Origin of the sequence: Luteimonas gilva (assembly GCF_005239095.1) — a bacterium.
Lineage (GTDB): Bacteria > Pseudomonadota > Gammaproteobacteria > Xanthomonadales > Xanthomonadaceae > Luteimonas_C > Luteimonas_C gilva.
In genome coordinates this window covers 1,022,224-1,048,069 of sequence record NZ_SZUA01000002.1, presented here as the reverse complement: position 1 = coordinate 1,048,069, position 25,846 = coordinate 1,022,224, and the positions used below count along the sequence as shown (strand labels likewise).

Annotated in this window: 24 protein-coding genes; 13 read left to right on the top strand and 11 right to left on the bottom strand. The window is 66.7% G+C overall.

The genetic code is table 11. The features are described 5' to 3' along the window. Positions 1–59: 59 nt before the first annotated feature. From murD to FCE95_RS12790, 4 genes are read right to left on the bottom strand one after another with little or no spacing between them, the layout of a single operon-like run. Positions 60–1,457 (bottom strand): UDP-N-acetylmuramoyl-L-alanine--D-glutamate ligase, encoded by a 1,398-nt coding sequence (murD, locus tag FCE95_RS12805; RefSeq protein WP_137267396.1) that lies wholly within the window; start codon positions 1,455–1,457, stop codon positions 60–62. Beyond that, positions 1,438–2,790, bottom strand: a complete 1,353-nt coding sequence (murL, locus tag FCE95_RS12800) for a UDP-N-acetyl-alpha-D-muramoyl-L-alanyl-L-glutamate epimerase (protein WP_137267395.1) — start codon at positions 2,788–2,790, stop codon at positions 1,438–1,440. Before murL ends, murD begins: the two co-directional genes overlap by 20 nt. Continuing rightward, entirely contained in the window at positions 2,787–3,284 is a 498-nt protein-coding gene (locus FCE95_RS12795) for a hypothetical protein (RefSeq protein WP_137267394.1), read from the bottom strand. Before FCE95_RS12795 ends, murL begins: the two co-directional genes overlap by 4 nt. After that, a complete protein-coding gene (locus FCE95_RS12790; RefSeq protein WP_137267393.1) occupies positions 3,274–5,886 on the bottom strand; it encodes a bifunctional aspartate kinase/diaminopimelate decarboxylase in 2,613 nt (870 codons plus the stop codon). Before FCE95_RS12790 ends, FCE95_RS12795 begins: the two co-directional genes overlap by 11 nt. 99 nt (positions 5,887–5,985) lie before the next feature. On the opposite strand from FCE95_RS12790, the gene FCE95_RS12785 reads away from it, so the two are divergent. Then, positions 5,986–6,861, top strand: coding sequence for a PhzF family phenazine biosynthesis protein (locus FCE95_RS12785; protein WP_137267392.1), 876 nt, complete (start codon positions 5,986–5,988; stop codon positions 6,859–6,861). A 132-nt stretch (positions 6,862–6,993) separates the two neighbouring features. Here FCE95_RS12785 and FCE95_RS12780 read toward each other — a convergent pair whose 3' ends face one another. From FCE95_RS12780 to FCE95_RS12760, 5 genes are all read right to left on the bottom strand, one after another. Further along, positions 6,994–8,655 carry an amidohydrolase gene (locus FCE95_RS12780; RefSeq protein ID WP_137267391.1) on the bottom strand — a complete coding sequence of 554 codons (1,662 nt, stop codon included), beginning with the start codon at positions 8,653–8,655 and terminating at the stop codon, positions 6,994–6,996. A gap of 190 nt (positions 8,656–8,845) precedes the next feature. Then, the gene (locus FCE95_RS12775) at positions 8,846–9,736 is read right to left on the bottom strand and encodes a bile acid:sodium symporter family protein (protein ID WP_137267390.1); all 891 of its coding nucleotides are present in this window, start codon (positions 9,734–9,736) and stop codon (positions 8,846–8,848) included. A 150-nt stretch (positions 9,737–9,886) separates the two neighbouring features. Next, positions 9,887–10,621, bottom strand: coding sequence for a glycine zipper 2TM domain-containing protein (locus FCE95_RS12770; protein WP_137267389.1), 735 nt, complete (start codon positions 10,619–10,621; stop codon positions 9,887–9,889). A 103-nt stretch (positions 10,622–10,724) separates the two neighbouring features. Further along, the gene (locus FCE95_RS12765) at positions 10,725–11,399 is read right to left on the bottom strand and encodes an alpha/beta hydrolase (RefSeq protein ID WP_137267388.1); all 675 of its coding nucleotides are present in this window, start codon (positions 11,397–11,399) and stop codon (positions 10,725–10,727) included. Further along, complete coding sequence (locus FCE95_RS12760) at positions 11,396–12,292, bottom strand: LysR substrate-binding domain-containing protein (RefSeq protein ID WP_137267387.1); 897 nt, start codon at positions 12,290–12,292, stop codon at positions 11,396–11,398. Before FCE95_RS12760 ends, FCE95_RS12765 begins: the two co-directional genes overlap by 4 nt. Positions 12,293–12,381: 89 nt before the next feature. On the opposite strand from FCE95_RS12760, the gene FCE95_RS12755 reads away from it, so the two are divergent. Then, complete coding sequence (locus FCE95_RS12755) at positions 12,382–14,343, top strand: TonB-dependent siderophore receptor (protein WP_189644744.1); 1,962 nt, start codon at positions 12,382–12,384, stop codon at positions 14,341–14,343. A 188-nt stretch (positions 14,344–14,531) separates the two neighbouring features. Here the strand turns inward: FCE95_RS12755 and FCE95_RS12750 are convergent, their stop codons facing one another. After that, complete coding sequence (locus tag FCE95_RS12750) at positions 14,532–14,963, bottom strand: OsmC family protein (protein WP_137267385.1); 432 nt, start codon at positions 14,961–14,963, stop codon at positions 14,532–14,534. A 242-nt stretch (positions 14,964–15,205) separates the two neighbouring features. Here FCE95_RS12750 and fusA point away from each other — a divergent pair, with 242 nt between their 5' ends. The 11 genes from fusA (at position 15,206) to FCE95_RS12695 (ending at position 23,304) form a co-directional block, all read left to right on the top strand. After that, positions 15,206–17,254 (top strand): elongation factor G, encoded by a 2,049-nt coding sequence (gene fusA, locus FCE95_RS12745; protein ID WP_137267384.1) that lies wholly within the window; start codon positions 15,206–15,208, stop codon positions 17,252–17,254. Between the two features lie 155 nt (positions 17,255–17,409). Beyond that, positions 17,410–17,931 carry an REP-associated tyrosine transposase gene (locus tag FCE95_RS12740; protein ID WP_137267383.1) on the top strand — a complete coding sequence of 174 codons (522 nt, stop codon included), beginning with the start codon at positions 17,410–17,412 and terminating at the stop codon, positions 17,929–17,931. Between the two features lie 219 nt (positions 17,932–18,150). Continuing rightward, the gene (locus FCE95_RS12735) at positions 18,151–18,537 is read left to right on the top strand and encodes an HU family DNA-binding protein (protein ID WP_137267382.1); all 387 of its coding nucleotides are present in this window, start codon (positions 18,151–18,153) and stop codon (positions 18,535–18,537) included. A 94-nt stretch (positions 18,538–18,631) separates the two neighbouring features. Next, entirely contained in the window at positions 18,632–19,048 is a 417-nt protein-coding gene (locus tag FCE95_RS12730) for a DUF2784 domain-containing protein (RefSeq protein WP_189644743.1), read from the top strand. A 75-nt stretch (positions 19,049–19,123) separates the two neighbouring features. Then, positions 19,124–19,423 (top strand): hypothetical protein, encoded by a 300-nt coding sequence (locus FCE95_RS12725; RefSeq protein WP_137267380.1) that lies wholly within the window; start codon positions 19,124–19,126, stop codon positions 19,421–19,423. Between the two features lie 78 nt (positions 19,424–19,501). Next, entirely contained in the window at positions 19,502–20,134 is a 633-nt protein-coding gene (locus FCE95_RS12720) for a LysE family translocator (RefSeq protein ID WP_137267379.1), read from the top strand. A gap of 71 nt (positions 20,135–20,205) precedes the next feature. Then, positions 20,206–20,895: a tellurite resistance TerB family protein gene (locus FCE95_RS12715; protein WP_137267378.1), complete on the top strand. Its 690-nt coding sequence runs from the start codon at positions 20,206–20,208 to the stop codon at positions 20,893–20,895. A 15-nt stretch (positions 20,896–20,910) separates the two neighbouring features. Further along, complete coding sequence (locus FCE95_RS12710; protein WP_137267377.1) at positions 20,911–21,468, top strand: M23 family metallopeptidase; 558 nt, start codon at positions 20,911–20,913, stop codon at positions 21,466–21,468. A gap of 68 nt (positions 21,469–21,536) precedes the next feature. Next, positions 21,537–21,965, top strand: a complete 429-nt coding sequence (locus FCE95_RS12705) for a hypothetical protein (protein WP_137267376.1) — start codon at positions 21,537–21,539, stop codon at positions 21,963–21,965. 68 nt (positions 21,966–22,033) lie between these two features. Beyond that, a complete protein-coding gene (locus tag FCE95_RS12700) occupies positions 22,034–22,591 on the top strand; it encodes a DUF1439 domain-containing protein (protein ID WP_137267375.1) in 558 nt (185 codons plus the stop codon). Positions 22,592–22,602: 11 nt separating this feature from the next. Further along, on the top strand, positions 22,603–23,304 hold the full coding sequence (locus tag FCE95_RS12695) for a hypothetical protein (protein ID WP_137267374.1): 702 nt from the start codon (positions 22,603–22,605) through the stop codon (positions 23,302–23,304). Positions 23,305–23,536: 232 nt separating this feature from the next. On the opposite strand, the gene FCE95_RS12690 is transcribed toward FCE95_RS12695, so the two are convergent. Further along, positions 23,537–25,765: a DUF5916 domain-containing protein gene (locus FCE95_RS12690; protein WP_137267373.1), complete on the bottom strand. Its 2,229-nt coding sequence runs from the start codon at positions 25,763–25,765 to the stop codon at positions 23,537–23,539. Positions 25,766–25,846 lie beyond the last annotated feature (81 nt).

Genomic DNA, 25,846 nt, shown 5'->3' with positions numbered 1-25,846 from the left:
ATCACTGCTGCGATAAGAAGAAAGCTCGCGGCTGAAGCCGCTCCCACAAGAGCATCGGTTCAAGAGATGCCCAGGCCGGGAATGGAGGCGATGATATCCGGATCGAAGCCGGCCAGCTGCGCGAAGTGACGGCCGCGCTGGGTGTAGTCGCGATAGGCGCCGAAGCTCGGCGCGCCCGGCGACAGGAGGATCACGCCCTCGCCCGCGAGCGCCTCTCGCGCCCGCGCGACGGCTTGTTCCAGCCCGTCCGCCGACAGCAAAAGGAATCCGGCGCGCCGCGCGGGCTCCTCCAGCAAAGCGCGGATGCGCGGCCCGTTCTGCCCCATCGTTACCGCGGCCGCGGGCGGATTGGCTCCGATCGATTCGGCGAAATCCGACCAATCGATACCGCGATCGTGGCCGCCGAGCAGGATCGCGACGCGCCGGCCGCGGAACACATCCAACGCGGCCAGGCTTGCGTGCGGCGTGGTGCTGATCGAATCGTTGACGTAGGCGATGCCGTCGCGCTCGCCGAGCATCTGCAGCCGATGCGGCAGCGGCACGAAACTCTGCGCGAACGGCGCCAATGCGGCGGCATCCAAACCCAACGCGTCGATCGCGGCCAGGACGGCGCACAAATTGCCGCGGTTGTGGCGGCCGGGCAGCGGCACCGCGCGCGTATCGAACACGAAGTCGGCGCCGCGGTACAGATCGTCGCCGCGCAGGTGCCAACCGTCCTCGCGTCCGAACCAACGGATATCGCTGTCGGGCAGCGAAAGCGCCGCCAAGCGCCGGTCTTGCGCGTTCAGCACCGCGATCCGCGGCTTAGCCTCGGTCAGCAGCGCCAACTTGTCCTCGACGTAACGCTCCTCGCTGCCGTGCCAGTCCAAGTGTTCGGGAAAAATATTGGTGACGACCGCGATCGGCGGGCGTACGCCGGAACCGGCCACGTCGCGGGTCTGGTAGCTCGACAACTCGACGGCCCAGTATTCGGCCTGCGCGTCGAGCAATTCCAGCAACGGCAGGCCGATGTTGCCGCACAAGGCGGTGCGATGCCCGCCCGCGCGCAGCAAGTGCGCCAGCAGCGCGGTCGTGGTGCTCTTGCCCTTGGTCCCGGTGACGCAAACCGCGCGCTCGTGCGGCCGTTCGGCGAACCACAACGCGGTGCCGCCGACGAAGCGCGTGCCCTCGTGCGCCGCGATCAGGGCTTCGGGTTTGTACGGGCTGATGCCGGGCGATTTGACGACGATGTCGAACGCGGACAAACGGCCGGCGTTCGCGTCGGTCTCGATAGCCAACGAGGCGTCGGCTAAAACGGCGGCGTCCGCGGCTTCATCCGCATTGCAAAACAGCGTCAGCGGAGATGCGGGCAGGCGCGAGCGGATCGCGCGATACGCCGCCCTGCCCTCGCGGCCCCAGCCCCACAGCGCGATGCGCCGGCCTTCGAGCTGCCCGATCTTAAGAAGCGAGTCGCGCACGCAGGCGCTCCCACAGCGCGGCCGGGATGCGATGCTCGTCGTCGATCTTCAGCAGCGGGGCCACCTCCAATTCGGAAGCGTCCAATTGCGGCCGGATCTCGCGCGAGAAACGTTCGACGACCGCATCCTCGCGCCATTCCGGCCGTTCGGACAACGCGGCCATCGCCGCGCGCGATTCCTTGCCTTCGCCGACGCATTCGAACGGCTTGTGGTCCTGGAATTCGAGCAGCGCGTCGTAGCCGGGAATCTGCGCCGGATCGTCCAGCAAGTTGCGCCCGAAAATCGACACCAGCCGCGGCTTGGGCATGAACGGCGCCAGGGCCAGGAACACAAAATGGCACTTCGGGCACACGCCGCACCATCGGTTGGCCGGCCGTTCGCCGAGCAGGTGGAAATTGCGGTTGCAACTGGAGAAATGGGCGTCGTAGCGGTCGCTCTTGGCGAACTGCCGCGCCACGGCCAGCTCGCTCAACGGCCGCAGCAGCGAGTAGTAATGCAGGTCGGCGGCGACGTGCTTCTGCAGATGCGCGCCGAAATCGCGTTCGAAGGCCCAGCCCTTCGACCACTGATGGTTCACCTCGCCGGTGCCTTCGATCAGGCTGCCGTAGCTGGCCGAGCGTTCGTTGGAGAACACGACCTGGTCCACGCCCAGCAGTACCGCGGCGAAGGCCATGATCGCCGAATTGATCGCGGTGACCGGGATGTGGCCGTTCCACGCGCCTTGGCGGTTGTATTCGAACAACTCCGGCGCCAGTTGGCGGCCGATGTTCAAGGTCGGCAAGCCGGTGCGTTCGGCGCAGGCTTTGATCAGCTGCGAACCGCCGATCCAGGTGACCGTCTGATCGACGCCGATCGCGCGCAAGGCTTCGATGCTGACCAGCGAATCCTTGCCGCCGCCGATGGCGACCAAGGCGTGCCGGCGCAAACCGAGCGCAGGCGCCGCCGGAGCGTCGCTCGCGTCCGCGGGAAAGCGAATCCGGCCGTGCAGATTCAAACCGTTGCGGTACGCGAACTCGCCCAGGCCGTTCGTGTACAACGACTCCAGGAAAGCCGCCGTATCCGCATCGATGGCATACGAATCGATGCGGATCTCTTCCGGCACCGCCGCTTTGTAATAGCTGACGCCGGCGATCAAATGCAGTACACGCAAAGCCTGCTCCGCCGCCTGCGCGCGCGCCGCATCCAGCGCGAACGGCGCGCCCGGCACGGTGATGGTCTCGACCAACTCGGGACCGCCGTCGAAGGCGTAGCGCAGCCGCGCGACGCCGCTGGCGGCGTCGAAATCGCAGCCGGCGAAATGGAAAGCGCGGATCGAGTCGCGGTCGAACGTCATTGCGTTTTGTATCCGGTTGCCGTCAGCCGCAGGTAACGGCGACAAAAGAGAGTTGCGGCCGCCAGCGCCGGCAAGGCGCCAAACATCAAGCCGAAAATAAGGGCGTAAACGGCGATCGACGGCATCCACACCCAGGCTTCGCGGAACGTGCCCGGGTCGGCGGCGAAAGCCTGATCCAGCAATTCCGCGACGACCAAAGCCAACAGCACGAACACGGGGAACATCAAGAAGGCCAGGCCCACCGTCTTCACCGCCATGCCGAGCGCGGTCCACTTGCGATTGAGGTCGACGCCTTCGCGCCATCCCACGACCAGCCAGGCTGCCAAAGCCGCGGTCAGCGCCGCAGCCGGCGCGATGCCCAACGCGGAGCGCGCATTCGCGGGCCACTCCGACCACGGCGCGCCGCTCATCGCGCCGATCGCGATATAGGCGACGACGACGAAAACGCCGGCGGTGACGCCGCAACCGACGATGAATCCTCGTTTAGGGCTCATCGCGCTCACCGTCGAAGGTGATCTGCTGCGGCAATTCGCGCAGGTTGTAGCGGTTGGCCATCACGAAACCGTAGGCGCCGGCGTCGGCCACCAGCAGCACGTCGCCCTCGGCGGTGGCTTCCGGCAGCCAGCGCGCATGGCCGAGTACGTCGCCGGATTCGCAGATCGGTCCGACCACGTCGAACGCGGCTTTCTGCGCGTCGTCCAGCCGCGACAGGTTGTGGATGCCGTGATAAGCCTCGTACAGCGCCGGACGCATCAAGGCGTTCATGCCCGCGTCGCCGCCGACGCGGCGCACGCCGTCCTTCTCCACCACTTGGGTGACGCGCAGCAGCAGCACGCCCGACTCGGCGACCATATAGCGACCCGGCTCGATCGCGAGCTGGTAGCGCGGATAGGCGGCCTTGATCTCGGCCAGGCCCTGCGCCCAAGCGTCGATGTCGAACGCGACCGCATCCGGCTTATACGGGATCGGCAAACCGCCGCCGATGTCGATGGTCTCGACCGTGCCGATGCCGTCGGCCAATCCGGCGAGTTCGGCGTACACCTGCTGCCAATGCTTGGGAAGGTCGACGCCGCTGCCCAGATGCGCATGCACGCCGACGATGCGCGCGTCCAGCGCGCGCGCGGCGGCGACGAACCTGTCCAGCGCCGCCAGCGGCAGGCCGAACTTCGATGCGGTGCCGCCGGTCTTGACCTTGGCGTGGTGGCCCTCGCCGCGGCCCAGGTCCAGCCGCACCCAGAGATTGCGGCCGCGGAAGACCTCCGGCCAATGGCGCAGCGCCTCGACGTTGTCCAGCGTGACGATGACGCCGCGTTCGAATGCGGCTTCGTATTCGCTGCGCGGGGCGAAGCTGGGCGTGAACAGGACGCGCTGCGGATCGATGTCCGGGAACAGGCCCAACACATGATCGAGTTCGGCCAGCGACACGCATTCCAAACCGAAGCCTTCGGCGTACAGCGTACGCAGGATGTCCGGATGCGGGTTGGCCTTCAACGCGAAGAAGCGCCGGTCGATCGCGGACACGGCGTTCAGCGCCCTCGCCCGCTCGCGCACGATGGACAGGTCGTAGGCGTAAGCCGGCGTGGCGCCGTCGGCGATGCGCAACAGGCGTTCGCGTCGCGCATGCCACCACGGCGTCGGCGCGGGTGCGGCCGGCCCCTGGACGATTTCTCGCCAGCTCGGGCCGAATACGGCGGCATCCTGCACCGGCATCGCGCCGCCGCGGATCAGTTCGGCGTGCAGATGCGGCAGCAGGCCGTCGGCGTCGGCCTCGTCGATGACGAAGGTCAAGTTCAAGTCGTTCGACGACTGCGAAATCAGATGCACGCGCTCCTTGCCGAACGCGGCCCAGACGTCGGACAGCTTGTGCAGCAGCGAACGCATGCCGCGGCCGACCAGGGTGATGGCCGCGCAAGGCGCGATCACCTTGACCCGGCAGATCTCGGCGAGATCCGCCGAGAGCTTCGCCAGCACGTCGGTGCTCACCAGGTTTTCGCTGGGATCCAGCGACACGGTGACGTTGGTTTCCGAAGAACCGATCAGATCCACCGACAGACCATGGCGCTTGAAGCGCTCGAACACGTCGGCCAGGAAGCCCACCTGCTGCCACATGCCGACGCTTTCCATCGACACCAGGACGATGCCGTTGCGGCGGCTGATCGCCTTGACGCCGGGCACGGTGAGCGCCGCGCCGTCGATGCGGGTGCCGGGAAGTTCGGGCTTCTCGGTGTCGAGGATCGCCATCGGCACGCCGCCGTCGCGGCAGGGCTTGATCGAACGCGGGTGCAGCACTTTGGCGCCGGTGGTGGCGATTTCCTGCGCTTCGGCGTAGTCCAGCCGGGTCAGCAGGCGCGCATCGGGCACTTCGCGCGGATTGGCGCTGAACATGCCGGGCACGTCGGTCCAGATTTCGACGCGTTGCGCGCCGAGCAGCGCGCCGAAATAAGCCGCGGACGTGTCGGAGCCGCCGCGGCCCAGGATCGCGGTGCCGCCGTCGGCGTGGCGGGCGATGAAGCCCTGGGTGAGCAGCATCCGCGCCGGTTGCGAGGCGAAGCGCGCGCGCCAATCGCCCTCGGCTTCGCGCCGGCAGGACACCGACAGCCGGGTCGACCATTCGTTCTGGTTCGGCAGCGCGATCGCATCCAGCCAATCGCGCGCGTCGCACCAGCCGAAATCCAAGCCCTGTTTGCGCAGATAAACCGAACCGAGCGTGGAAGACAGCAGCTCGCCCTGCCCCAGCACTTCGGCTTGCCAATCCAGCGTGCGCGCCGCGGCGCGCGGATCGGCGGCCAGCACGCTCAGCGCGGCCAGGCGCTCGCCCAAAGCTTGGTCGGCGTCGAGCTCGAGCTCGACGCAAAAAGCCCGGTGTTTTTCTTCCAGCGCGGCGAAACCGGCGGCCGCATCGGCGCCGTCGGCGATGGCCTGCAGCGCGTTGGTCACGCCGGCCAGGGCCGACACCACCACCAGCACCCGCGCGCCTTGCTCGTCGGCGCGCCGTTTCGCCAATCGACCGATAGTGTCCCAGCGGTGGCGACGCGACACCGAAGTGCCGCCGAACTTGAGCACGATCCAACGATCGGAAGGGATGTGGGAGGACATAGAATGGGAGTTCGCCCGGACATCGGGCGCGAACGCGCGATTCTAATCGAACGCGACCCGACCCAGCAGCGCCTCGCCCAGACGAGACCGGAACCCCGCATGCCCGCACGCCGCTATCTGCAACTCGACGTATTCGCCGACCGCCCCGGCGCCGGCAACCCGCTGGCCGTGGTGCTGGACGCCGAGGGCTTGGACGACGACGGCATGCAGGCCATCGCGCGCTGGACGCGGCTGCCGGAGACCACTTTCGTATTCCCGGCGACGTCGGCGGACAGCGACTACCGCATCCGCATCTTCAGCCCGCGCCGCGAAGTGCCCTTCGCCGGCCATCCCAGCGTCGGCACCGCGCATGCCGTGCTGGAAGCGGGTTTGGCGCGGCCGCGCGACGGCTTGCTGGTCCAGGACGGCATCGCCGGCAAGCTGCCGTTGCGGGTGTCGGGCGAAGGCCGCAAGCGCACCATCGCCGTACGCACGCCGAAAGCCCGCGTGCTGGAAATCGCCGATCCCGCCGATCCGCGCCTGCGCGACGTCCTCGCCGGCCTGCCCTTGGGCGCTTTGCCGCCCGCGCTGATGGACGGCGGGCGCCGCTGGTGGCTGGCCGAGTTCCGCGACGAAGCCTCGCTGCGCGCCGCGGCGCCGAACTGGCCGGCGATCGGAAAACTCGCCCAAGACACCGAGAGCATGGGTTTGTGCGCGTTCGCGCGCAGCGATGACCCGGTCTACTACCTGGCCGTGCGCGCATGGGTCGGCGCGCCCGCGCAATTCGAGGACGCCGCCTCCGGCGCGGCCAACGCGACGCTGGCCGCCTGGCTCGCCTCGCGGGACGCGTTGCCGGGCGACACCGGTTTCTACCGCATCAGCCAAGGCCGCGAGGTCGGCCACGACGCGATCATCGAATTGCAGGTCGACGACGACGGCCAAGTTTGGTCGGGCGGGCGCGTGGTGACTGTGGTGAGCGGGCGCATCGATTGGTGAACTCGGGCCCTGCTCCGCTTGCTTTTGTAGGAGCGGCTTTAGCCGCGAGCTCTTTCCTTCAAATCGCGACATCGCCGCGATTTCGGAGAAAAAGCTCACGGCTAAAGCCGCTCCTACAAAAAAGCGAGGGAACTACTTCGCCTTGTAGATCGCCTTGCCGTCGATCCATGTCGAACGGATCTTCAAATCGTCCAATTCGGATACCGGCATCGTCAGCGGATCTTTTTCCACGACGACGAAATCCGCGCGCATCCCCGCCGCCAACTTGCCCACCGCTTTTTCGTCCTTGCCGGCATAGGCCGCATCCGCGGTGAAGCCGCGCAAGGCTTCGGCCGCCGTCAGTTTCTGATCCGCCAGCCACCCGCCCGGCGGATGGCCTTCGCGGTCCTGGCGCGTGGCGGTGGCGTACAGGCCCAAGCGCGGATCGACCGATTCCACCGGAAAATCCGAGCCCAAGGCGATGCGCGCGCCGGAATCCAGGAAGCGCCGCCACGCATAAGCGCCGGCGATGCGTTGCTTGCCGATGCGCTGTTCCGCCCAGGGCATGTCGGATGTGGCGTGGGTGGGCTGCATCGAAGCGATCACGCCCAGCGCGGCGAAGCGCGGAACATCGTCGAGCGACACGATTTGGGCGTGCTCAATGCGCCAACGATGATCCGTTTTCGCATCGCCGCCCAGCGCACGCTGGTAGGCGTCCAGCGCGAGACGGTTGCCGCGGTCGCCGATGGCATGGGTCGCCACTTGCACGCCGCAACGCTTGGCTTTGTTCACCGCCGCTTCGAAATCCTTGGGCTGCGTCACCAATAAGCCGCGATTGCCCGGATCGTCGCTGTAATCGTCCAACAAAGCCGCGCCGCGGCTGCCGAGCGCGCCGTCCATGTACAGCTTGACGCCGCGCATGCTCACTCTGCCCGACGCGTGGCGATAGAGGCCGTTCGCGCACAAATCGGCGAGCGCGGCGCGGTCGCCGTCGGCATAGGCGTCGACCCGCAGCGTCAGCCGGCCTTCGTCGGCGAAGCGGCGGAACAGCGCCAAGTCTTCGCGCGAAGTGCCCATGTCGTGCACGCCGGTGAGGCCGTTGCGCGCCGTCGCCTCCAGCGCGAGCCGCAGCGCCTTTTCGCGGGTTTTTTCGTCGGCCGGCGGAACGATGGTATTGACCAGATCCATCGCGCCGTCGACGAACACTCCGGTCGGCGCATCGCCCTGGCGAACGATGCGGCCGCCATCCGGCTGCCATTCGCCCTTCAACGATTTCCCGGATTGTTTTTCCACGGCGCGCATCGCCGCGGTATTGGCCCAGCCGGCATGACCGTCGACGCGCTCCAGCCAGACCGGGCGATCCGGGAACGCAGCGTCCAAATCGGCGGCCGACGGAAAGCGATTGTCGTGCCAGTCGTTCTGGTCCCAACCGCCGCCGAGCAGCCAAGCCCCTGCCGGCAAGTTCTTTTCGTATTCGCGCAAACGCCGCAGGATGTCGGCCTTGTCTTGCGTGCCGACCAGGTCGACGCGCATCAGCGCGTAGCCCAGGCCCATCAAGTGCGCGTGCGCGTCGATCAGGCCGGGAATCACGGTGGCGTCGCCGGCGTCGATGCGTATAGCTTTCGGATAACGCGCCAGCAAGGTTTTCGCATCGCCCGCGGCGAGGATACGGCCCGTGTCGTCCCAAGCCATCGCCTCGGCGGTGGGATGCTGCGGATCCATCGTATGGATGCGGGCCGCGGTCAGCAGATGGATTTCGGCGGCGGGAAGCGCGAGCGGCAAGCACGCGGCCAGGACCAACAGCAATCGGCGCATTGGGACGGCATTCCGTATCGGACCGCATTTACTATGCGTCCCTCAGCGGGCTCATGGCAACTTCGAACCGCGACGCTGCCATTGCCGTTGCTTTGTAGAGCGGGGCTTGCTCCGCTTTTTTTCGCATCAGACCGAAAGGCAGCGGAGCAAGCTCCGCTCTACAAAGATAAGCGGCGAACGCCAGCTCGGATCATCCGGCAGCGGGCGGCGAAGCTTCACCGCGCGCCACTGCGCGCCTGCCCGACACCACCATCGCCAAAGCCGGCAGATACATCAGCAATCCGTAGACGGCGCCGGGCAGCGCGACCTGCGGCGATTGCAGCAACGTCAGCGCGATCACGATCGCCAACGTGCTGTTCTGCACGCCCACTTCCATGCCGATGGTGATCGCATCGCGCAGTTCCAAACCGCTGATGCGGCCCAGCAGGAAACCCAGGCCGACCGCGGCGCAGCACAAGGTCAGCGCCGCCGGGCCCATTTGCGCGAACCAGGCCGGCAGGTTTTCGCGCTCGGACACGGCGATCGCGACGATCAACAGCACCAGGAACCCAAGCGCGAACCGGCTCACCCAAGGCTCGAGGCGTTGCGCGAACGCCGGCGCCCAACGGCGCACCGCCATGCCGATCAGCACCGGCGCCAGCACCAGGGCGGCCAAGTGCAGGATGGTTTGGCCTACCGGCAGACGGATGTCGCGCGCTTCGCCGCCGAACACCTGCAAAGCCAAGTTCACCAGCAGCGGCACGCTGAGGAAGGTGACCAAGGCGCTGATCACGGTGAGCGTCACCGCCAGCGCGACGTTGCCGCGCGCCAGATAGGTCAGCGCGTTCGACGTAGTGCCGCTGGGGCAAGCGGCAACCAGCACCAGTCCGATCGCCAGCTCCGCCGGCATCGGAAACAGCCATGCCGCCGCGAAACCGAGCAGCGGCAGCAGCGCGTAATGGCCCAGGATGCCGATCAGCACGGGCTTGGGACGTTGCGCGATGCGGCGGAAATCGCCGCCGCTCAAGGTCATGCCGATGCCGCACATGATGACGGCGATGGCGATCGGCAAGGCGATTTTGACCAGCAGGCTGTCTTGCATAACGTCCCCTCGCGCGGCGCGGCGACCGATCCTACCCTGCGGCGATGGGCATCGGCCGCCTAAGCGGTCACGGAACGGGCTCGCGCGGCGTCCGGAAAAAGAGAAGGGACCTTTCGGTCCCTTCCCACTCTCCCACGCAAAGCGGTTCGATCACTCGGGCCGCACGTCGACGCGGACCCGGATCCTGTCGCCGGGATGATAATCCGTCCGAGTGGTGTAGGTGCGGCCGTTGTACTGGTAGGTGACGTCGTAGCCGGACACGCGGCCGTCGTTGACCCGGCTGTAGCCGTAATCGTTGCCGCGATAACCGTCGCGCACCGGCTCTGGATCGCAGACGGTGACGCTGGCGTTGCGGCGTTGGCGCGCGTTCTGGTCGTAGATCGCGCGGCCGGCCATGCCGCCGGCCATGGTGCCCAGCGCCGAAGCGACGTAGCGCCCGGAACCGCCGCCGACCTTGCTGCCGATCACCGCGCCAACCACGCCGCCGACCACGGTGGCGACGGTGCGGCCGGTTTCGGTGCCGCGATAGCCGTCGTTGCCGTAATAACCCTCGTTGCGGCGATAACCGTCGCGGTCGTAATAGCCGTCGCGGCCGTAACCATTGCTGCCGTCGTAGCCGTCGTCGTAAACGTAACCGTCGTTGCGCGTGTAGCAACGCTGCTGATCGTTGCGGTAGTAGCCGGTGTTGCTGTTGCCGTAGCCGGATTGGATCACCGGATCCACGCGCAGCACGCGCGCATAGTCGTAATAACTGCCCGAGGACTGGCCGTAACGGTCGACGGTCGGCTGGCCGTACTGGGAGTAATACCCCGACGACTGCGCCGAGGCGGTGCCGACGGCGGCGACCAAACCCAGGGCGAGGATCGAAGTGGCGAGGCGTTTCATGGTGTGCTCCGGACGCCGGAAGGGCGCGGTTCGCAAACTAGGGCTCGGCCGGTAAAGGCGTGCTGAATCGAAACCGATTACAGCGATCGGACCTCCGGCGTATTCACCTGGCCGACAGCCAAGCCGCCGTTTGCCCAGCGGCGTCCGCCGCGCTGCGGCCGAGCAAGGCGCCGACGTGACTGGCCGAATCAAGGCGGATCAGTTCGGCGCTCCAGTTTTGCGCCCAAGCCGCCGTGACGGCGGCCGGTACGTCCTCGTCGTCTTCGGAAACGATGCAAAGCACCCGGCAATGCGGCCGCGCGATCGCGACGCCGGCCGCCGCTTCGCGCAGGGCCAAACCGCTCTCGTCGCGCCAGCGCCGAAACGCGTACAGCGCGCTCGCCGCATCGGCGTCGGGCAGCGCGCGCCGCGTGGACGACAGCCGCGCTTCGCGGCGCCACGGAATCACGCCCGCGCGCACGCGCTGCGGCACTTGCCCGTGCCAGGGCGCTGGCGGCAGCGGATTCACCAGCACCAAGGCATCGGCCGCCTCGGCGATCGCTGCGGCCAACAAGCCTCCCAAGCTGGCGCCGATCGCGGCGCGCGGGCGCGGCAGCGCGAGCAGGGCTTCTTGCGCTTGCGCCAGATAATCGGACCACGCCGTCGCGGACAAACCCGCGGCAGCGGGTTGCAAGTCGGGCGCCGCGACTTCCACACCATGCGCCTGCAGCACGCCGCGCCAAAGATTCCATTCCCAAGCGCCGCCGCCGGCGCCGTGCAGCAGCAGGGCCGACTTCATCGCCGCAGCGCCGCCGTCATCGACAGCAACAGATCCGCGACTTGCAGCACGGCGACGCGGTCTTCGCTGGCCGACGACACGACATAGTGGCCGGCGACGTTGCGGATCGCCTGCCGCGACACGCGCACCAATCCGCCTTGCGCGAGCGCCTGATCGGCCAAAGGCGAGCGCAGCAGCGCGACGCCCAGGCCCGCCTGCGCCGCGGCCAGCACCAAGTCGTAGTCTTCGAAACGCCGATCGGCCGCCTTGGCCCGGAAACGCACTCCCTGCTCGCCGAGCCAAGCGCGCCACTGGCTGGTGTCCGAATCGTGCAGCAGCGGCATCTCCGCCAACCGCGCGGGCTTGGCTTGGCCGCCGAGGTTCGCCGCCAGTTCCGGCGCGGCGACCGGGAACAATTGTTCGGCGAACAGCAACTGCGCGCGCGCGCCGCGCCATTGGCCGCGGCCGTAGCGCACCGACAGATCGCTTTCGCCCGCCGCGAGGTCGGAGACGCGATGCTCGACCAGCAGTTCGATGCGGCGCCGCGCCGGCGATTCCTGCAACGCCGGCAAACGCGGCAGCAACCACAACCGCGCGAAGGAAGGCACCACGCTGATCCGCACCGTCGGCAACTCGCGGCGCGGGCGCCAACGGTCCGCGGAATCGCGGATCGCGCCCAAGGCCTGTTCGACCTGGGCCACGAAGCGCTGCCCGGCCGGCGTCGTCCGGACGCCGCGTCCATGACGTTCGAACAGTGGCGTGCCCAGCCAGCGTTCCACCGCCTGCACGCGCCGACTCACGGCGCCGTGGGTCAGCTCCAGCGACTCGGCGGCCGCGGTGAAGGAACCGGTGCGGTGCGCGGCGACCACGGCGGTCAAACCGTCCAGCGGCGGCAGGGTCTGCGAGCTGTGCATGGCGCGCACAGCTCATCATCGATCGTTGCGCTATGTCAACAGCCGCACCGTCGACAGCATGCGCGCATACCGACTGCCGACCGCGCCTCATGCCGCCCTCCGACTTTCCCGCCCTCCGACGGGCTTCGCGTCCCGAACTGAAAGCCTGCGCCGCCCTGCTCGGCCTGCTCACCGCCGAAGCGCGCGCCCAGGACAACGCGATCGGCGGCGCCGACGACGCTTTCGGCAGCCGCATCGGTCAGGAAAGCATCGGCCTGTACTCCGAATCGCTGGTGCGCGGCTTCGATCTGCAGCAAGCGGGGAATTACCGGATCGGCGACGCTTATTTCGTGCGCGCGGCGTCGCCGCCGGACACCCTCGTCGCCTCGTCGCAGATCCGGGTCGGCGCCAGCGCCCTGCCGCTCGATTTTCCGGCGCCCTCGGGCATCGTCCAATATTCGTTGCTCTCGGGCGATCGCGAACGCACCCGCGTGGAACTGGGCTTCCAGCATCTGCTCGACAGCAATCCGCGGCCTTATCTGCGCGCCTTCTTCGCGCGCCGCAGCGACGACGGCCGCTTCTCGGTGGCCGGCGGCGCGTTGGGGTCGCCGAGCGCGCGCTACATCTTCGGCAACGAAGCCAAGTACCGCAGCGCCGGCATCGTGCCGCGGATGCGGTGGGGCGAGCGCTGGCAAGCCACCGGATTCCACGGCGTCTACATGCAGCGCTATCAAACCGACGTCGGCTTCGCGCCGGCCGCGGGCGTGCGGCTGCCCGAACCCGACCGCCTGCGTTATCTCGGCCAGACATGGTCGCGGTTCGATACGCGCAACACGACCTCCGGCCTCATCGTCGCGACCGATGCGGAGGCCAACGCTTGGGACTACGCGTTCTCGGCGATCCGCTCGCGCGTCGACCGTCCGCGTTCGGACTTCAACCTGTTCGACAGCATCGACGCGGAAGGCCGCGCCGACGCTTCGGTCGTGGTCGCGCGCGACCGCGGCATCGATTCGCGCGCGCTCGAAAGCGTCGCGCGCCGCGATTGGACGCGCGCGACGCATCGCAACGAACTGGTTCTGCTGGCCCGCGCCAGGCGCTCGGACTACCGCAGCCCGCGCGTCTCGACGTTCGCCGTCGGTCCCGCTTCGATTTGGGGCGATGTGCCGTCGCTGCCTGCGCCGGAAGACGCGGAGGAGCGGCAATCGCGCGCCCGCGTCGAGCAGCGCGAAGCCGGGCTGGGCTGGCAATTCCGCCATCGCAACGGCTTCGCCGCCAACGTGGGGCTGCGCCGCGTGGGCATCGACGAAACGGCGTTCCCCGCCGACGGCGCGAGCAGCGCGCGGCGTTCGCAAGCCTGGCTTCACAATGGGGCGATCGTCGTGCCGCTATCGCAACGGATCACGGCGTTCGCCGCCACTACGCGCGGCATCGAAGAGGCCGGCATCGCGCCCGAGAACGCGAGCAACCGTTTCGAAGCGCTGCCGCCGATCCTGGCGCGCCAATCGGAAGTCGGCGCGAAATGGCAACCGGCGCCGGCGCTGACGCTGCTCGGCACCGTATTCCGGATCCGCAAGCCCGATCCGGGTTTCGACGCGAACGGCGTCTACCGTTTCATGGAAGATGTGGAGCATCGCGGCATCGAGCTTTCCGCCGCCGGCGAATTGGCCGAAGGCCTGCGGGTCGTGGCCGGCGCTTCGTGGATGAAGCTGCGGCTGAGCGGCGAGCGCGTGGAATCCGGAGACATCGGCGAACGTCCCGTCGGACGTTCGTCGAAGCTGGCGCTGGCCAGCTTCGACTACGCGCCGCCGGCGTGGCGCGGCTTCTCGCTCGATGCCGACGCCACTTATTACGGGCCCAAGCCGGCGGACGACCGCAACCTGCGCCGGACGCCCGGCTATACCTTACTCAACGTCGGCGCGCGCTATCGCTTTTCGCTCGGCGGCAAACCGGCTGCCTTGCGCATGCGGGTGTACAACGCGACCAACAAATACGCCTGGATCGTCGGCGGCAGCGGCATTCAGTCCTACGAACCCGAGCGCAGAGTGATGCTGAGTTTGAGTTTGGGCGAATAGCCTCCCCTCTCCCGCTTGCGGGAGAGGGCTAGGGTGAGGGCGCGCGGGGCAGCCGATCGCGACGAAACTATCGGATCCTCAAGATCGTTCAAAGCACCGAAAAAATGAAACGGACGCGGCGATGTGCGCCTTTGCGCGCCCTCACCCAACCCTCTCCCGCAAGCGGGAGAGGGCTCAAGCGGAAGCCGTCAGACCAACTCCGCTTCCAGCGTGATCGGCACCGCGCTCAGCGCTTTGGACACCGGGCAGTTCTGCTTGGCGTCGTCGGCCACCGCGCGGAATTTGGCCGCGTCGATGCCGGGGATCTTGGCTTTGGTCTTCAGCCGGATCGCGCTGATCGTCGGTCCGCCTTCCATCGACAGGTCCACTTCGGCGCGCGTGTCCAAGGCTTCCGGCGGATGCCCGGCTTCGGTGAGCTTGGCTGACAAGGCCATGGTGAAGCAGCCGGCGTGCGCGGCGGCGATCAGTTCTTCCGGATTGGTGCCTTTGACGTCGCCGAAGCGGCTGTTGAAGCCGTAACGGGTGTTGTCCATCAGACCGCTTTGCGGGGTGCTCAGCTGGCCCTGGCCGGTTTTCAGGTCGCCTTCCCAATGCGCGGTGGCGTGGCGCGAGATGCCCATATCGTTCTCCGTGAGGGTGGATGCCGCAATCGCCGATCAGACTAATCGGCGGAATGTTATTGAAGCGTTGCCATGTTGCGGCGCAGCGGCAATGGGTCTGGGCATCGCGGCGCGCCCGCGCTAAGGTGTCCTTCCGCCATGACCGGCGCGCGGCTCGCCTGCCTCGGCAAAGCGATCCGGCAGCGCCCTCCGCATGCCGACCATGACGTCCTCTTCGACCCAGCCAAGGGAGAGACGGACTCATGTCCTACAGCACAGAACAAATCCGCAACGTGGCTCTCGCGGGCCACCCTGGCGCCGGCAAAACAACGCTTTTCGAAGCCCTGCTGCATGCCGGCGGCACCGTCCAGACGGCAGGCACGATCGAACGCGGCACCACGGTCTCCGACTTCGATCCGCTGGAAAAGGAACGCGGCCACTCTATCGACGCCGCCATCGCCAGCACCGACCATGCAGGCATCCACGTCAATCTGATCGACACGCCCGGCTATCCCGATTTCCGCGGCCCCACCCTTTCGGCGCTGGCCGCGGTGGAGACCGTCGCGATCGTGGTCGACGCCGACGCGGGCATCGGCTACGGGACGAGGCGGATGATGGAGCACGCCAAGGCGCGAAATCTGTGCCGGGCGATCGTGGTCAACAAGATCGACCACGAAGGCGCCAACATCGCCCGCTTGCTCGACGATCTGCGCGAGACCTTCGGCCAAGAAGTGTTGCCGCTGAACTTGCCGGCGGACGGCGGCAAGAAGGTGGTCGACTGCTTCGGCCAGTCTTCGGGCGAGAGCGATCTCGGTCCGGTCGCCGATTGGCACCAGAAGATCATCGACCAAGTGGTCGAGATCAACGAAACGGTGATGGACCACTATCTCGATTTGGGCGAATCCGGCCTGAGCGGCCAGGAATTGCACGACGCTTTCGAACAATGCCTGCGCGAAGGCCATCTGGTGCCGGTCTGTTTCGTGTCGGCGCGCAGCGGCGCCGGCACCAAAGAATTGCTGGACATCGCCGAGAAGCTGTTCCCGCATCCCGGCGAAGCCAATCCGCCGCCGTTCCGGAAAGGCGCCGGAGACGGCGCGCAGACCATCGAAGCGAAACCGGACGCCAAGGCGCACGTCATCGCCGACGTGTTCCGCATCGTCAACGATCCCTTCGTCGGCAAGCTCGGCGTATTCCGCGTCTACCAAGGCACGGTGAAGAAGGACACCCAACTGTTCGTCGACGACGGCAAGAAGCCGTTCAAGGTCGCGCACCTGTTCAAGCTGAAGGGCAAGGACCACACCGAAATCGCGCAGGCGGTGCCCGGCGACATCGCCGCGGTCGCCAAGGTCGACGAGCTCCACTTCGACGCGGTGCTGCACGACAGCCACGACGAGGACCACATCCACCTGGCGCCGCTGTCGTTCCCCAAGCCGATGTTCGGTTTGGCGATCAACGCCGCCAGCAAGGGCCAGGAACAGAAGCTGGCCACCGCGTTGCACAAGCTGGCCGAGGAAGACCCCTGCTTCCACGTCGAGCACGAGGCCGAAACCAACGAGACCGTGATCCGCGGCCTGTCGGATCTGCATTTGCGGGTCAATCTGCAACGTTTGAAGGACAAGTACGCCGTCGACGTGACGACCCGCCCGCCGCGCATCGCCTACCGCGAAACGGTCAGCGCCAAGGCCGAGGGCCATCATCGCCACAAGAAGCAGACCGGCGGCGCCGGTCAGTTCGGCGAGGTGTTCCTGCGCATCGAACCGCTGCCGCGCGGCGGCGGCTTCGAATTCGTCGACGAGGTCAAAGGCGGCACGATTCCGGGCCAATTCCTGCCCGCGGTCGAGAAAGGCGTGCGTCAGGTGCTGTCGGGCGGCGCGATCGCCGGCTATCCGATGCAGGACGTGCGCGTGATCGTCTACGACGGCAAGCACCATCCGGTCGACAGCAAGGAAGTCGCCTTCGTCGCCGCGGGCAAGAAGGCGTTCCTGGACGCGATCGGCAAAGCCAAGCCGCAGGTGCTCGAACCGATCGTCGACCTGGACGTCAACGCGCCCGAACAGCACATGGGCGACATCAGCGGCGGCCTGGCCAGCAAGCGCGCGCGCATCAACGGCACCGATTCGGCGCGCGGCGGCGAGATCGTGGTCAAGGCGCAAGTGCCGCTGTCCGAGTTGGAAGGCTATGCGGCCGAGCTGAAGTCGGTCACCGCCGGACGCGGGCGCTATTCGCTGGATTTCAGCCATTACGAACCGGTGCCCGCCGCGGTGCAGCAGAAGCTCGTCGAGGCTTACAAGCCGAAACACGAGGAAGATTAACCGTAGCCCGGGTGGAGCGAAGCGATACCCGGGGCTTTTTTTGGCGCGCATAGATAGCGTCCCGGGTATCGCTTCGCTCCACCCGGGCTACTCTGACATGGCGATAGGTCATATCCCGATTCCATGTCGGCATGCCGAGCGGCGACCATGGCTACATGGTCCTCTATCGCCGACAACGCCTTCCTGGCCATACGTATTTCTTCACACTGACGCTCAATGATCGCTCGCAGCGGCTGCTGACGGAACATATCGAAGGCCTTCGCCAAGCTTACGTCGGTATACAGAAGCGGCATCCGTTCCGCACCGACGCCATCGTTGTTCTGCCGGACCACCTGCACTGCCTGTGGACATTGCCGGAAGGCGATACCGCCTATTCAATGCGCTGGAGGCTCATCAAGACCCAATTCACCGCCGCACTCTCTGCACGTGGCTTCAATGCCCGCCGCAGACGCCGCAACGAACGTGCCGTCTGGCAACCTCGTTTCTGGGAATATGCGATCCGCGACGAGACGGACCTGTCGCGCCATATCGACTACATCCACTTCAACCCGGTGAAACACGGTCTGGCGGAGCGCGTCTCGGACTGGTCGCACTCGTTCCATCGTTTCTGCAGCGTTGGAACCCTGCCGAAAGATTGGGGCGGTAGTTTCGAGTCGTCTCGCAAGAAAGGCGAGTAAGCGCTGTTTCTACTAGGAAAAAGCCCCGGGTATCGCTTCGCTCCCCCGGGCTACGAGATGCCGCGTCGGCATCATCTCCTTGCTTTCCCAGCATCCCCTTCCATCGATTTCTTTCAAATGCCTGAAAAAAAGGCTTGGCGCGCGGCTTCGCATGCCCTACATTTCGCTTGCCGACGGGGTCGGCCCAGACAACCAACCAAGAGTATCGACAGGATCACTATGGCAAAGAGTGCGAAAAAAGCCGCTAAGAAGGCCGCTCCGAAGAAAGCCGCCGCTAAGGCTGGCCCGGCTAAGCCGATCAAGGAAGCGCTGAGCAAGTCCGGCCTGGTCTCCCACATCGCCGAAGCTAGCGGCGTGCTGGGCAAGGACGTCAAAGCCGTGCTGGCCTCGCTGGAATCGGCGATCGCCGGTTCGATCAGCAAGAAGGGCGCCGGTTCGTTCACCCTGCCGGGCCTGTTCAAGGTGACCTCGGTCGCCGTGCCGGCCAAGCCAAAGCGCAAGGGCAAGAACCCGTTCACCGGCGAAGAGCAGTGGTTCGCGGCCAAGCCGGCTTCGGTCAAGGTCAAGGTCCGCGCGCTGAAGAAGCTGAAAGACGCTGCCGCCTGATCGCATCGCAATCTCCGCCGGAACGGCGCTTTCGCCGTTCCGCGCGGTTCGCTTCGGCCGGCGTCCGCGCCGGCCGCGGCGTTGAATACGCGTCGTGGACGCGTTGTCTCCCGCTAGCGCCTCATTACTCGCCGACGCCATCCTGGCGCTGCACGTAGGTATCGTCGCCTTCGTGGTCTTCGGCCAGATCGGGATTCTGATCGGCGCCTGGCGTCGTTGGCGCTGGATCCGCAACTTCTCTTTCCGCGCCGCGCATGTGGCGCTGCTGCTGTTCATCGCGTTGCAAGCCTGGCTCGGCCGGCTTTGTCCGCTGACGGTCTGGGAACAAACCCTGCGCGCCCGCGCCGGCCAAGACGCATACGCCGAATCCTTCGTCGAGCATTGGCTGTCGCGGCTGATCTTCTTCGATGCGCCCGGATGGGCCTTCGTCGCCGCCTATACCGCTTTCGCCGCGCTCGCCCTCGCCTGCTGGCGATGGGCGCCGCCGCAGCGTGCACGGCCGGGCGAATGAGTCCATGATCGGCCGGTCGTCGCCGCAGGGGAGCTCGCGGCGGCGGCTCACACTCATCAGCACAGGAGTAAGTCGATGGATATCGTCGGTCTGCTTGTGAATGCGGTTTCGGGCGCGGTCGGGGGCGGCGCGGCGGGAGCGGCGCTGAAAGAAAAAGGCTTGGGCGCGATGGGCAATACGATCGTCGGCCTGATCGGCGGCATCGGCGGCGGCGCCCTGATGCAGCAAATCGGTTTCCTGGCCAACACCGCGCAAGCCGCGGGCCTCGATGTCGGCGCGCTGGCCGGCCAGGTCGTCGGCGGCGGCGTCGCGGGCGCGATCCTCACCGCGATCATCGGCATGGCGAAGAACGCCGCCGCCAAGCGGCCCGGCTGAATCCGCGCAACGCAGCGGTGTATCCATGGCGACGCGCATCGCGCTAGGCTGATCGCCCGTTCCCGGAGCGATGCGGCAATGTTCTTGTTCGACGCCCCGACGCTGTTCGCCTATCTCGCCGCCGCGGTGGTGCTGGTGCTTATTCCCGGCCCGGGCACGGCTTGGATCGTCGCGCAAACCGTCGCCGGCGGCACGCGCCGCGGTCTGCAGGCGGGATTGGGATTGGAGACCGCGACGCTGATCCACGCGCTCGCCGCCGGCCTCGGCCTGTCCGCGCTGCTCGCCGCTTCGGCGCTCGCTTTCGAGGCTTTGAAATGGGCCGGCGCCGCTTATCTGGTCTGGCTAGGCATCAAGGCTTGGCGCGAGCGCGGCGATGCGGAAGCCGCGGCCTCCGCACCGACGCCCGCCGCGCACGTCTACAAGCGTTCGGTGATGACCGGCGTGTTGAATCCCAAGGTGGCGGTGTTCTTCCTCGCCTTTCTGCCGCAGTTCGTGCATCCGGAACGCGGTTGGGTTTGGCTGCAGTTCCTCGTGCCGGGGATATTGCTGTCGATGATCGGCTTCACCCACAGCTCCCTGCTCGCCTTCGCCATCGGCCGTTTCGGCCGCCGCTTGAGCGCGAGTCCGCGCGTGGCGCGTTGGCGGCAGCGCCTGATCGGCGGCGTGTTCGTCGGCCTGGGCCTGCGTTTGGCGCTGCAACATCGCCACTGATCGCGCTGCCGGCTTGAAGCGCGGCCGCACGCCCTCATTACGCTTGGAACACCCGCGATGGAGCATCGAAGATGAGCGCCCAAGGTTTCCTCGACCGCCTGCTGAAGACCGCGCAACAGGGCCTCGGCTCAAATGGATTGGATGGATTGCTCGGCGGCCAGAAACCGGCAGGGCAAACGCAGCAGCAAAGCGGCGGGCTGCTCAATGCCGATTTCGGCAAAGGAGCGCTCGCCGGCGGCGCGCTCGGCCTATTGCTCGGTCGCAACCGCACCACGCGCAAACTGGCGACTTACGGCGGCCTCGCCGCGCTCGGCGTGATGGCCTACAAGGCTTATAACGAGCACAAGCAGCAGCAAGGCCAACCGGTCGAGCCGCGCACGCTCGATCGCCTGCCGCCTGCGGAAGCCGAGCTGCACAGCCGCGCGATCCTGAAGGCGCTGGTCGCCGCCGCCAAGGCCGACGGCCATATCGATGCGCGCGAAAAGTCGGTGATCGAAGGCGAATTCAGCCGCATCGACGAAGACGCCGAATTGCGCGGCTGGCTCAGCGCCGAATTGGAGCGCCCGCTGGATCCGGCCGAAGTCGCGAGCGCCGCCGCCACGCCGGAGATGGCGTCCGAAATGTACCTGGCCAGCGTGCTCGCCGCCGACGATCAGAGCTTCATGGAACGCGCCTATCTGGACGAGCTGGCGCGCCAACTGAAGCTGGACGACGCGCTGAAGGCCAAGCTGGAAGAACAAGTCCGCACATCGGCCGGCTGAGCGGCGCGACGCCGGATGCGCACGCTGCCGAAAATCGCCGCGTTTGCGGCCGTGCTGGCCATCGCCGCGATCTGGGCATGGCGCCAGCCTTTCATGGCCTGGCCGCGCACCTGGTGGGAATTGTCGCGCCTGCCGGCGCCGACCGCGCTGCCTAGCCCCGTCGAAGGCGTCGCCGCGCGCCGCATCGCCGACACTTTCGGCGCGCCGCGCGGACGCGACCGCACCCACGCCGGCGTCGACATTTTCGCGCCGCGCGGCACCGCTGTGCGCAGCACGACGCGCGGCCTGGTCGTGTCCGTGCGCGAAGGCGACTTGGGCGGCAAACAGGTGTGGGTGATCGGTCCGGCGCACGAGCGCCATTACTACGCCCATCTGCGGGATTGGGCCGAAGGCCTGCGCGCCGGGCGCGTGGTGGAAGCCGGCGAACGGCTCGGCTCGGTCGGCGATACCGGCAATGCGCGCGGCACGCCGCCGCATCTGCATTACGGCATCTACGGCCGCAGCGGCGCCTACGATCCGCTGCCGCTGCTGCGCGCGCAGCCGGCGGCGCAAGCGGACTCGGCCAGGCGCTGAAGCCGTCCGCCGCCGCCGCGGTTCTAGTAACATCGGCCGCGAACGCCGCCTCGGTTTCCGGAGTTCCCATGGACAAGCGTTTCTGGATTTGCGGACTGGCGATGTCGGTAGCCGCCTTGCTCACGGGTTTCGTGGTGCATGGCTGGCTGCTGAAGAGCGACTACGCGCCTTTGATCGGAACCCTCCTGCGTACGCAAGAGGATTCGCAGCCATACTTCGGCTGGATGGTGTTGGCCGACGTGCTGATCGGTTTCGCCATGACCTGGCTTTACCGGTTCGGCTTTTCGGAAGGGCGTTCGACCGCCGCGCAAGGCCTGCGCTTCGGCTTGGCCGTGGCCCTGCTTTCGGTCGTGCCGATGCATCTGATCTATTACGCCGTGCAGCCGATGCCCGGCGCGCTGGCGGTCAAGCAGATCGCTTTCGACATCGTCCGCTTCCTGCTGCTGGGCTTGCTGATCGCCTATCTGCAGCCGCACCGGATCGTGCTGAAGGAATGAGCCGCGCACCGCGCTAATCGCCCGTTCACCGTCGGCGCGTAGGCTGCGCCGAAAACCATGGAGTCCGCATGCGTTTGTTCCGCACTTCCGCCGTTGCGGCGCTCGCGGCGATCCTCGCCGCTTGCTCCACTCTCGGCGCAGTAACGGCTTGGTTGAACGACGAAGTCTCGTTCGGCGCGCCGCAATTGCAGCGCTATCTGGACAACCGCTTCCCGCGCGATTTCGACAAGCTCGGCGGCCTGGTATCGATCAGGCTGGCCAATCCGCGGCTATCGCTGCCGCCGGGCGAGCATCGCCTGCGGCTGGAATTCGACATGGGCATCGGCGCGCTCGGCGGCCAAGGCGCCCCGACCGGCCACTTGGCGCTGAGCAGCGGCTTGCGCTACGACGCCTCGACGCAGGGCCTGCATTTGACCGATCCGGAATTGCTGCAATTCGACCTGCCCGGCTCCGGCTCGCTGATCAAAGGCGGCGCGCGCGGCGTGGTCAACAGCCTGCTCGCCGAATACGCCCGCAGCGAACCGGTATATCGGCTCGACCCGGATTTGCTGGAAAAACTGCCCGCCGGCAAACGCATCGGCAGGGTCGACATCGATCGCGGCCGCGTCGTGGTGCGGTTGCAATGAGAGGATTCCGGATGAAGCCTATTTTGGCGGTTTGTTTATCGCTGGTTTTGTTGACGCCGCTCGCGGCTTGCAAAGGACGCGATTCGGCCGCCGACAAACAAGCGCAAGCCGAGCAAGAAGGTTTGCCCGCGCCCGCCGGCGCTTCGGGCTCCATCACCGGCATGCCCGACAAGCCCGGCCCGGGACAAGTCGCGACGGTGGGCGGCGAAGCCCCCGCGCCGGAATCGACGGAAGAACCCGGGGCCGAAGTCGATCCGGAGAATCCCGAAACCGGGCTGCTGCCCGGCGGCGCATCCGCGGAAACCGGCGATGCGGAATCGCAAGAAACGGCCGCCGCGGAGCCGACGCCGGAAGACGCGGTCGCGGTGGTGCGCGATTACTACGATTCGATCAACAGCCGCAGCTTCGCCCGCGCCTACTCGCTATGGTCGGACGACGGCCGCAGCAGCGGGCAAACGCCCGAACAATTCGCCGCGGGTTTCGCCGAGACCGCGAAGGTCGACGTCGAAATCCAATCGCCGGGCCGCGTCGACGCCGCCGCCGGCTCGCGCTACATCGAAGTGCCGGTCGCCATCAGCGCGACGCGCAGCGACGGCAGCGTGCACAAGTACGTAGGCGCCTATGTATTGCGCCGCGCAGTGGTGGACGGCGCGAGCGCGGAGCAGCGGGCGTGGCGGATCGGGTCGGCGGATATCCGCGAGTTGAAGCCTTAACAACGCTGCCGCTCCCCCTCTCCCTTTTACGGGGTGAAGGGCATTGCTTGCGAATCACAGATTCGCAAGCCACTGAACGCCCTCGCGTAAGCGAGGGCCGGGCGGGATAGGCGCGAAGCGCCAGGGAGAGGGTTCGGCTCTTAACGAAATGCTGCAGTAGAAAGCGCTCGCTTCGCTCGTTCCCCTCTACCGCCCTTCGGGACATCCTCTCCCACAAGGCGAGAGGAAAAAATCAAAGCTCGAACCGATAACTGAACTTCACCAGCAACTGCTCGGCATCCCGCAACTCGAAGCTGTCCCGGAACAAATGCCCGGCGCCGTCCGAGAACTCGTTCCGGTCGAAGCCGCCGCGGCCGTACACGATGTATAGATAGGACAGCGGCGCCAGTTCGTAGCGGTAACGGATCTGGAAGCCCAGATTGCTGAGGCTGAAATCGTCGATGGGATCGTTGACGGGGATCGAGTTGCCCGCCCCGTCCACCCGGTACGCTTGCCGCAATTGCGCATCCAAGGCCAGCGATTGCAGCTTGATGCGCAGCTCCTGCTTCTCGTCGATGTTCCAATTCATGCCGGCGTTGATGTGCCACTCGCGGCCGCGGAAGCCGCCGATCAGGTTGTCGCGGCTCCATAGCAGCCAGTCCGGCGTCTCGTCCGCGTAGAGCCCGGCGTACAGGCTGAATGCGTCGCTGATGAAGAAGGTCGGCTCGTATTCCACGCTCCAGCCGATCTTGTCGTTGCCGGCCAGCCCGCCGGTGAACAGCTGCGCCTCGATGTTATGCGCCCAGCGCCCTTTGCGAGGCCGCTCGTACTGGAAATTGGCGTTGAAGTTGCTCGGCCGCCGCACCGAACCGTGACCGCGGGTCAGCAGATCGTCGACGCCAGGACCGTTGACGTTGATCTGGGCGTATTCGTAGCTGCCGTTGCGCAAGCGGCCTTCGCGGCTGAGCCGGAACTGATCGTTGAGCTTTTCGCCGTGATCGTTGCGGTTGGTGCTGACGCGAGCGCGCCAGTCCTTGGACGCGTAGCGCGAATCGGCCGCGAGCTCGGTGAAGCGCTTGCGCACTTCCCAATGCAGATAATTGGTGCTGTTCCTCGACAGGAAGCCGGCGTCGTTGATGTCCAGATGGTTGCCGAAGTGCATCGCGATCCATTGCTGGCGCCAGCCGCGATCCATCTCGTAGTCGGCCCAGACCGTGGCGCCCGTGTCGCTGACCGTTTCGCCGCGCTGGTCGATCTTGCTGCCGAACACGCGGGTGCGCACGTTCCAGCGCGGCGTCGGACGCCAGTTGTGGTCGATGCCCATCACGGTGGCATCGCGGTCCAGGAACGGACGTTCGACCTGGGTCGCCATGAAGCCCAGGTTTTGGTTGCTGAAATCGCGCACTAGGCGCAGCGCGTAGAACGAGCGCCCGACTTCGTCCGCCTCGTCGGCGGCGAACACGCCGTACTTGGTCTGGCCGAAGCTGCCGTTGAGCTTGACCGCTGCGGTGATGTCGCCGGCGCCGTTGCCGTCGTCGGCGGGCGCGCCTATCCGGCGCGTATACAGCAGCTGACTGAAGTCCGACGGCGTTGTGTATTCGAAAATGCCCTGGTTCTCGGTGAAGAACGGGCGCTTGTCGCTGATGAAAGTCTCGGTGGCGCTGAAATTGACGACCAGGTCGTCGCTCTCCACCTGGCCGAAGTCCGGATTGATGGTCGCGGTGGCTTGGAACTGGCCGTTGGGCTTCCAGAAGATGTCGACGCCGCCGTCGAAGTCGCTGTCGCGGCGCACGTTGTCGTACAGGCCCGACACATAGGGCGTGATCGCCAATAGCGCTTGGCTGTACTTCTGCACCTCGATCGGGCTGAAATCGGACAGGAAACGCGGGCGCTCGAAGCTGGCCACCGGCCAGGCCGAGCGCTGGCCGGTGGAGCCGACCACGCGGTCCAGATAGATCTTCATGCGGCGCTTGTCGCCGTTCGCGTTGTGCATCGGCGCGATGTACCAGGGGATCAGCATCTCCACCGACCAGGTATCGCCTTCCTCGCTGACGGCGTGCTTCCAATTGCCGTCCCAGTCGTCGTTGAAGTTGTTCTCGTTGGTGATCACCGCATCGGCGACGCCGCCGGTGGAGGCGACGGTGAAGTTGTAGCCGGTGCGGCCGTCGCCGTCGAAGTCGATCATCAGGTTGACGCGGTCGACCTGGTCTTCGAAGTCGCGCTGCACTTTTTGGCGCGTGCGCGGCACGTCGGCCGGCTGCCCGTTCTTGAACGCGATCGCCAAGCCTTCGGGCGTCGCCAGGATCCAGGCTTCGGTCGGCTGCGACGCCGGCTGCCCGTTCAACGGCTGCACCTGGCGGAAATCGGTGACGTGCTGGGCGCCCTGCCATTCGGTCGGATCGATCTTGCCGTCGATCTCCACGGCGAAGGCCGGCGCGGACAGCGCCGAAAGGACAGCCAGGGCCAAGCGAGCAACGCGCATCAGTAGATTCCCCATCGGGCCAAAGCCCATTGACGCGCAAACTACCCCCAAGCGTTAGCGGCTACCGACTGGCATCAGTCA

Excerpts from the sequence above, each read along its gene's own strand:
- FCE95_RS12770 (WP_137267389.1), bottom strand. The coding sequence starts at position 10,621 with ATGAAACGCCTCGCCACTTCGATCCTCGCCCTGGGTTTGGTCGCCGCC.
- fusA (WP_137267384.1), top strand. The coding sequence starts at position 15,206 with ATGTCCTACAGCACAGAACAAATCCGCAACGTGGCTCTCGCGGGCCAC.
- FCE95_RS12720 (WP_137267379.1), top strand. The coding sequence starts at position 19,502 with ATGTTCTTGTTCGACGCCCCGACGCTGTTCGCCTATCTCGCCGCCGCG.
- FCE95_RS12690 (WP_137267373.1), bottom strand. The coding sequence starts at position 25,765 with ATGCGCGTTGCTCGCTTGGCCCTGGCTGTCCTTTCGGCGCTGTCCGCG.
- FCE95_RS12785 (WP_137267392.1), top strand. The coding sequence starts at position 5,986 with ATGCCCGCACGCCGCTATCTGCAACTCGACGTATTCGCCGACCGCCCC.
- FCE95_RS12795 (WP_137267394.1), bottom strand. The coding sequence starts at position 3,284 with ATGAGCCCTAAACGAGGATTCATCGTCGGTTGCGGCGTCACCGCCGGC.
- FCE95_RS12710 (WP_137267377.1), top strand. The coding sequence starts at position 20,911 with ATGCGCACGCTGCCGAAAATCGCCGCGTTTGCGGCCGTGCTGGCCATC.
- FCE95_RS12700 (WP_137267375.1), top strand. The coding sequence starts at position 22,034 with ATGCGTTTGTTCCGCACTTCCGCCGTTGCGGCGCTCGCGGCGATCCTC.
- FCE95_RS12765 (WP_137267388.1), bottom strand. The coding sequence starts at position 11,399 with ATGAAGTCGGCCCTGCTGCTGCACGGCGCCGGCGGCGGCGCTTGGGAA.
- FCE95_RS12715 (WP_137267378.1), top strand. The coding sequence starts at position 20,206 with ATGAGCGCCCAAGGTTTCCTCGACCGCCTGCTGAAGACCGCGCAACAG.
- FCE95_RS12780 (WP_137267391.1), bottom strand. The coding sequence starts at position 8,655 with ATGCGCCGATTGCTGTTGGTCCTGGCCGCGTGCTTGCCGCTCGCGCTT.
- FCE95_RS12705 (WP_137267376.1), top strand. The coding sequence starts at position 21,537 with ATGGACAAGCGTTTCTGGATTTGCGGACTGGCGATGTCGGTAGCCGCC.
- FCE95_RS12695 (WP_137267374.1), top strand. The coding sequence starts at position 22,603 with ATGAAGCCTATTTTGGCGGTTTGTTTATCGCTGGTTTTGTTGACGCCG.
- FCE95_RS12755 (WP_189644744.1), top strand. The coding sequence starts at position 12,382 with ATGCCGCCCTCCGACTTTCCCGCCCTCCGACGGGCTTCGCGTCCCGAA.
- FCE95_RS12790 (WP_137267393.1), bottom strand. The coding sequence starts at position 5,886 with ATGTCCTCCCACATCCCTTCCGATCGTTGGATCGTGCTCAAGTTCGGC.
- FCE95_RS12740 (WP_137267383.1), top strand. The coding sequence starts at position 17,410 with ATGGTCCTCTATCGCCGACAACGCCTTCCTGGCCATACGTATTTCTTC.
- FCE95_RS12725 (WP_137267380.1), top strand. The coding sequence starts at position 19,124 with ATGGATATCGTCGGTCTGCTTGTGAATGCGGTTTCGGGCGCGGTCGGG.
- FCE95_RS12775 (WP_137267390.1), bottom strand. The coding sequence starts at position 9,736 with ATGCAAGACAGCCTGCTGGTCAAAATCGCCTTGCCGATCGCCATCGCC.
- murL (WP_137267395.1), bottom strand. The coding sequence starts at position 2,790 with ATGACGTTCGACCGCGACTCGATCCGCGCTTTCCATTTCGCCGGCTGC.
- FCE95_RS12750 (WP_137267385.1), bottom strand. The coding sequence starts at position 14,963 with ATGGGCATCTCGCGCCACGCCACCGCGCATTGGGAAGGCGACCTGAAA.
- FCE95_RS12735 (WP_137267382.1), top strand. The coding sequence starts at position 18,151 with ATGGCAAAGAGTGCGAAAAAAGCCGCTAAGAAGGCCGCTCCGAAGAAA.
- FCE95_RS12760 (WP_137267387.1), bottom strand. The coding sequence starts at position 12,292 with ATGCACAGCTCGCAGACCCTGCCGCCGCTGGACGGTTTGACCGCCGTG.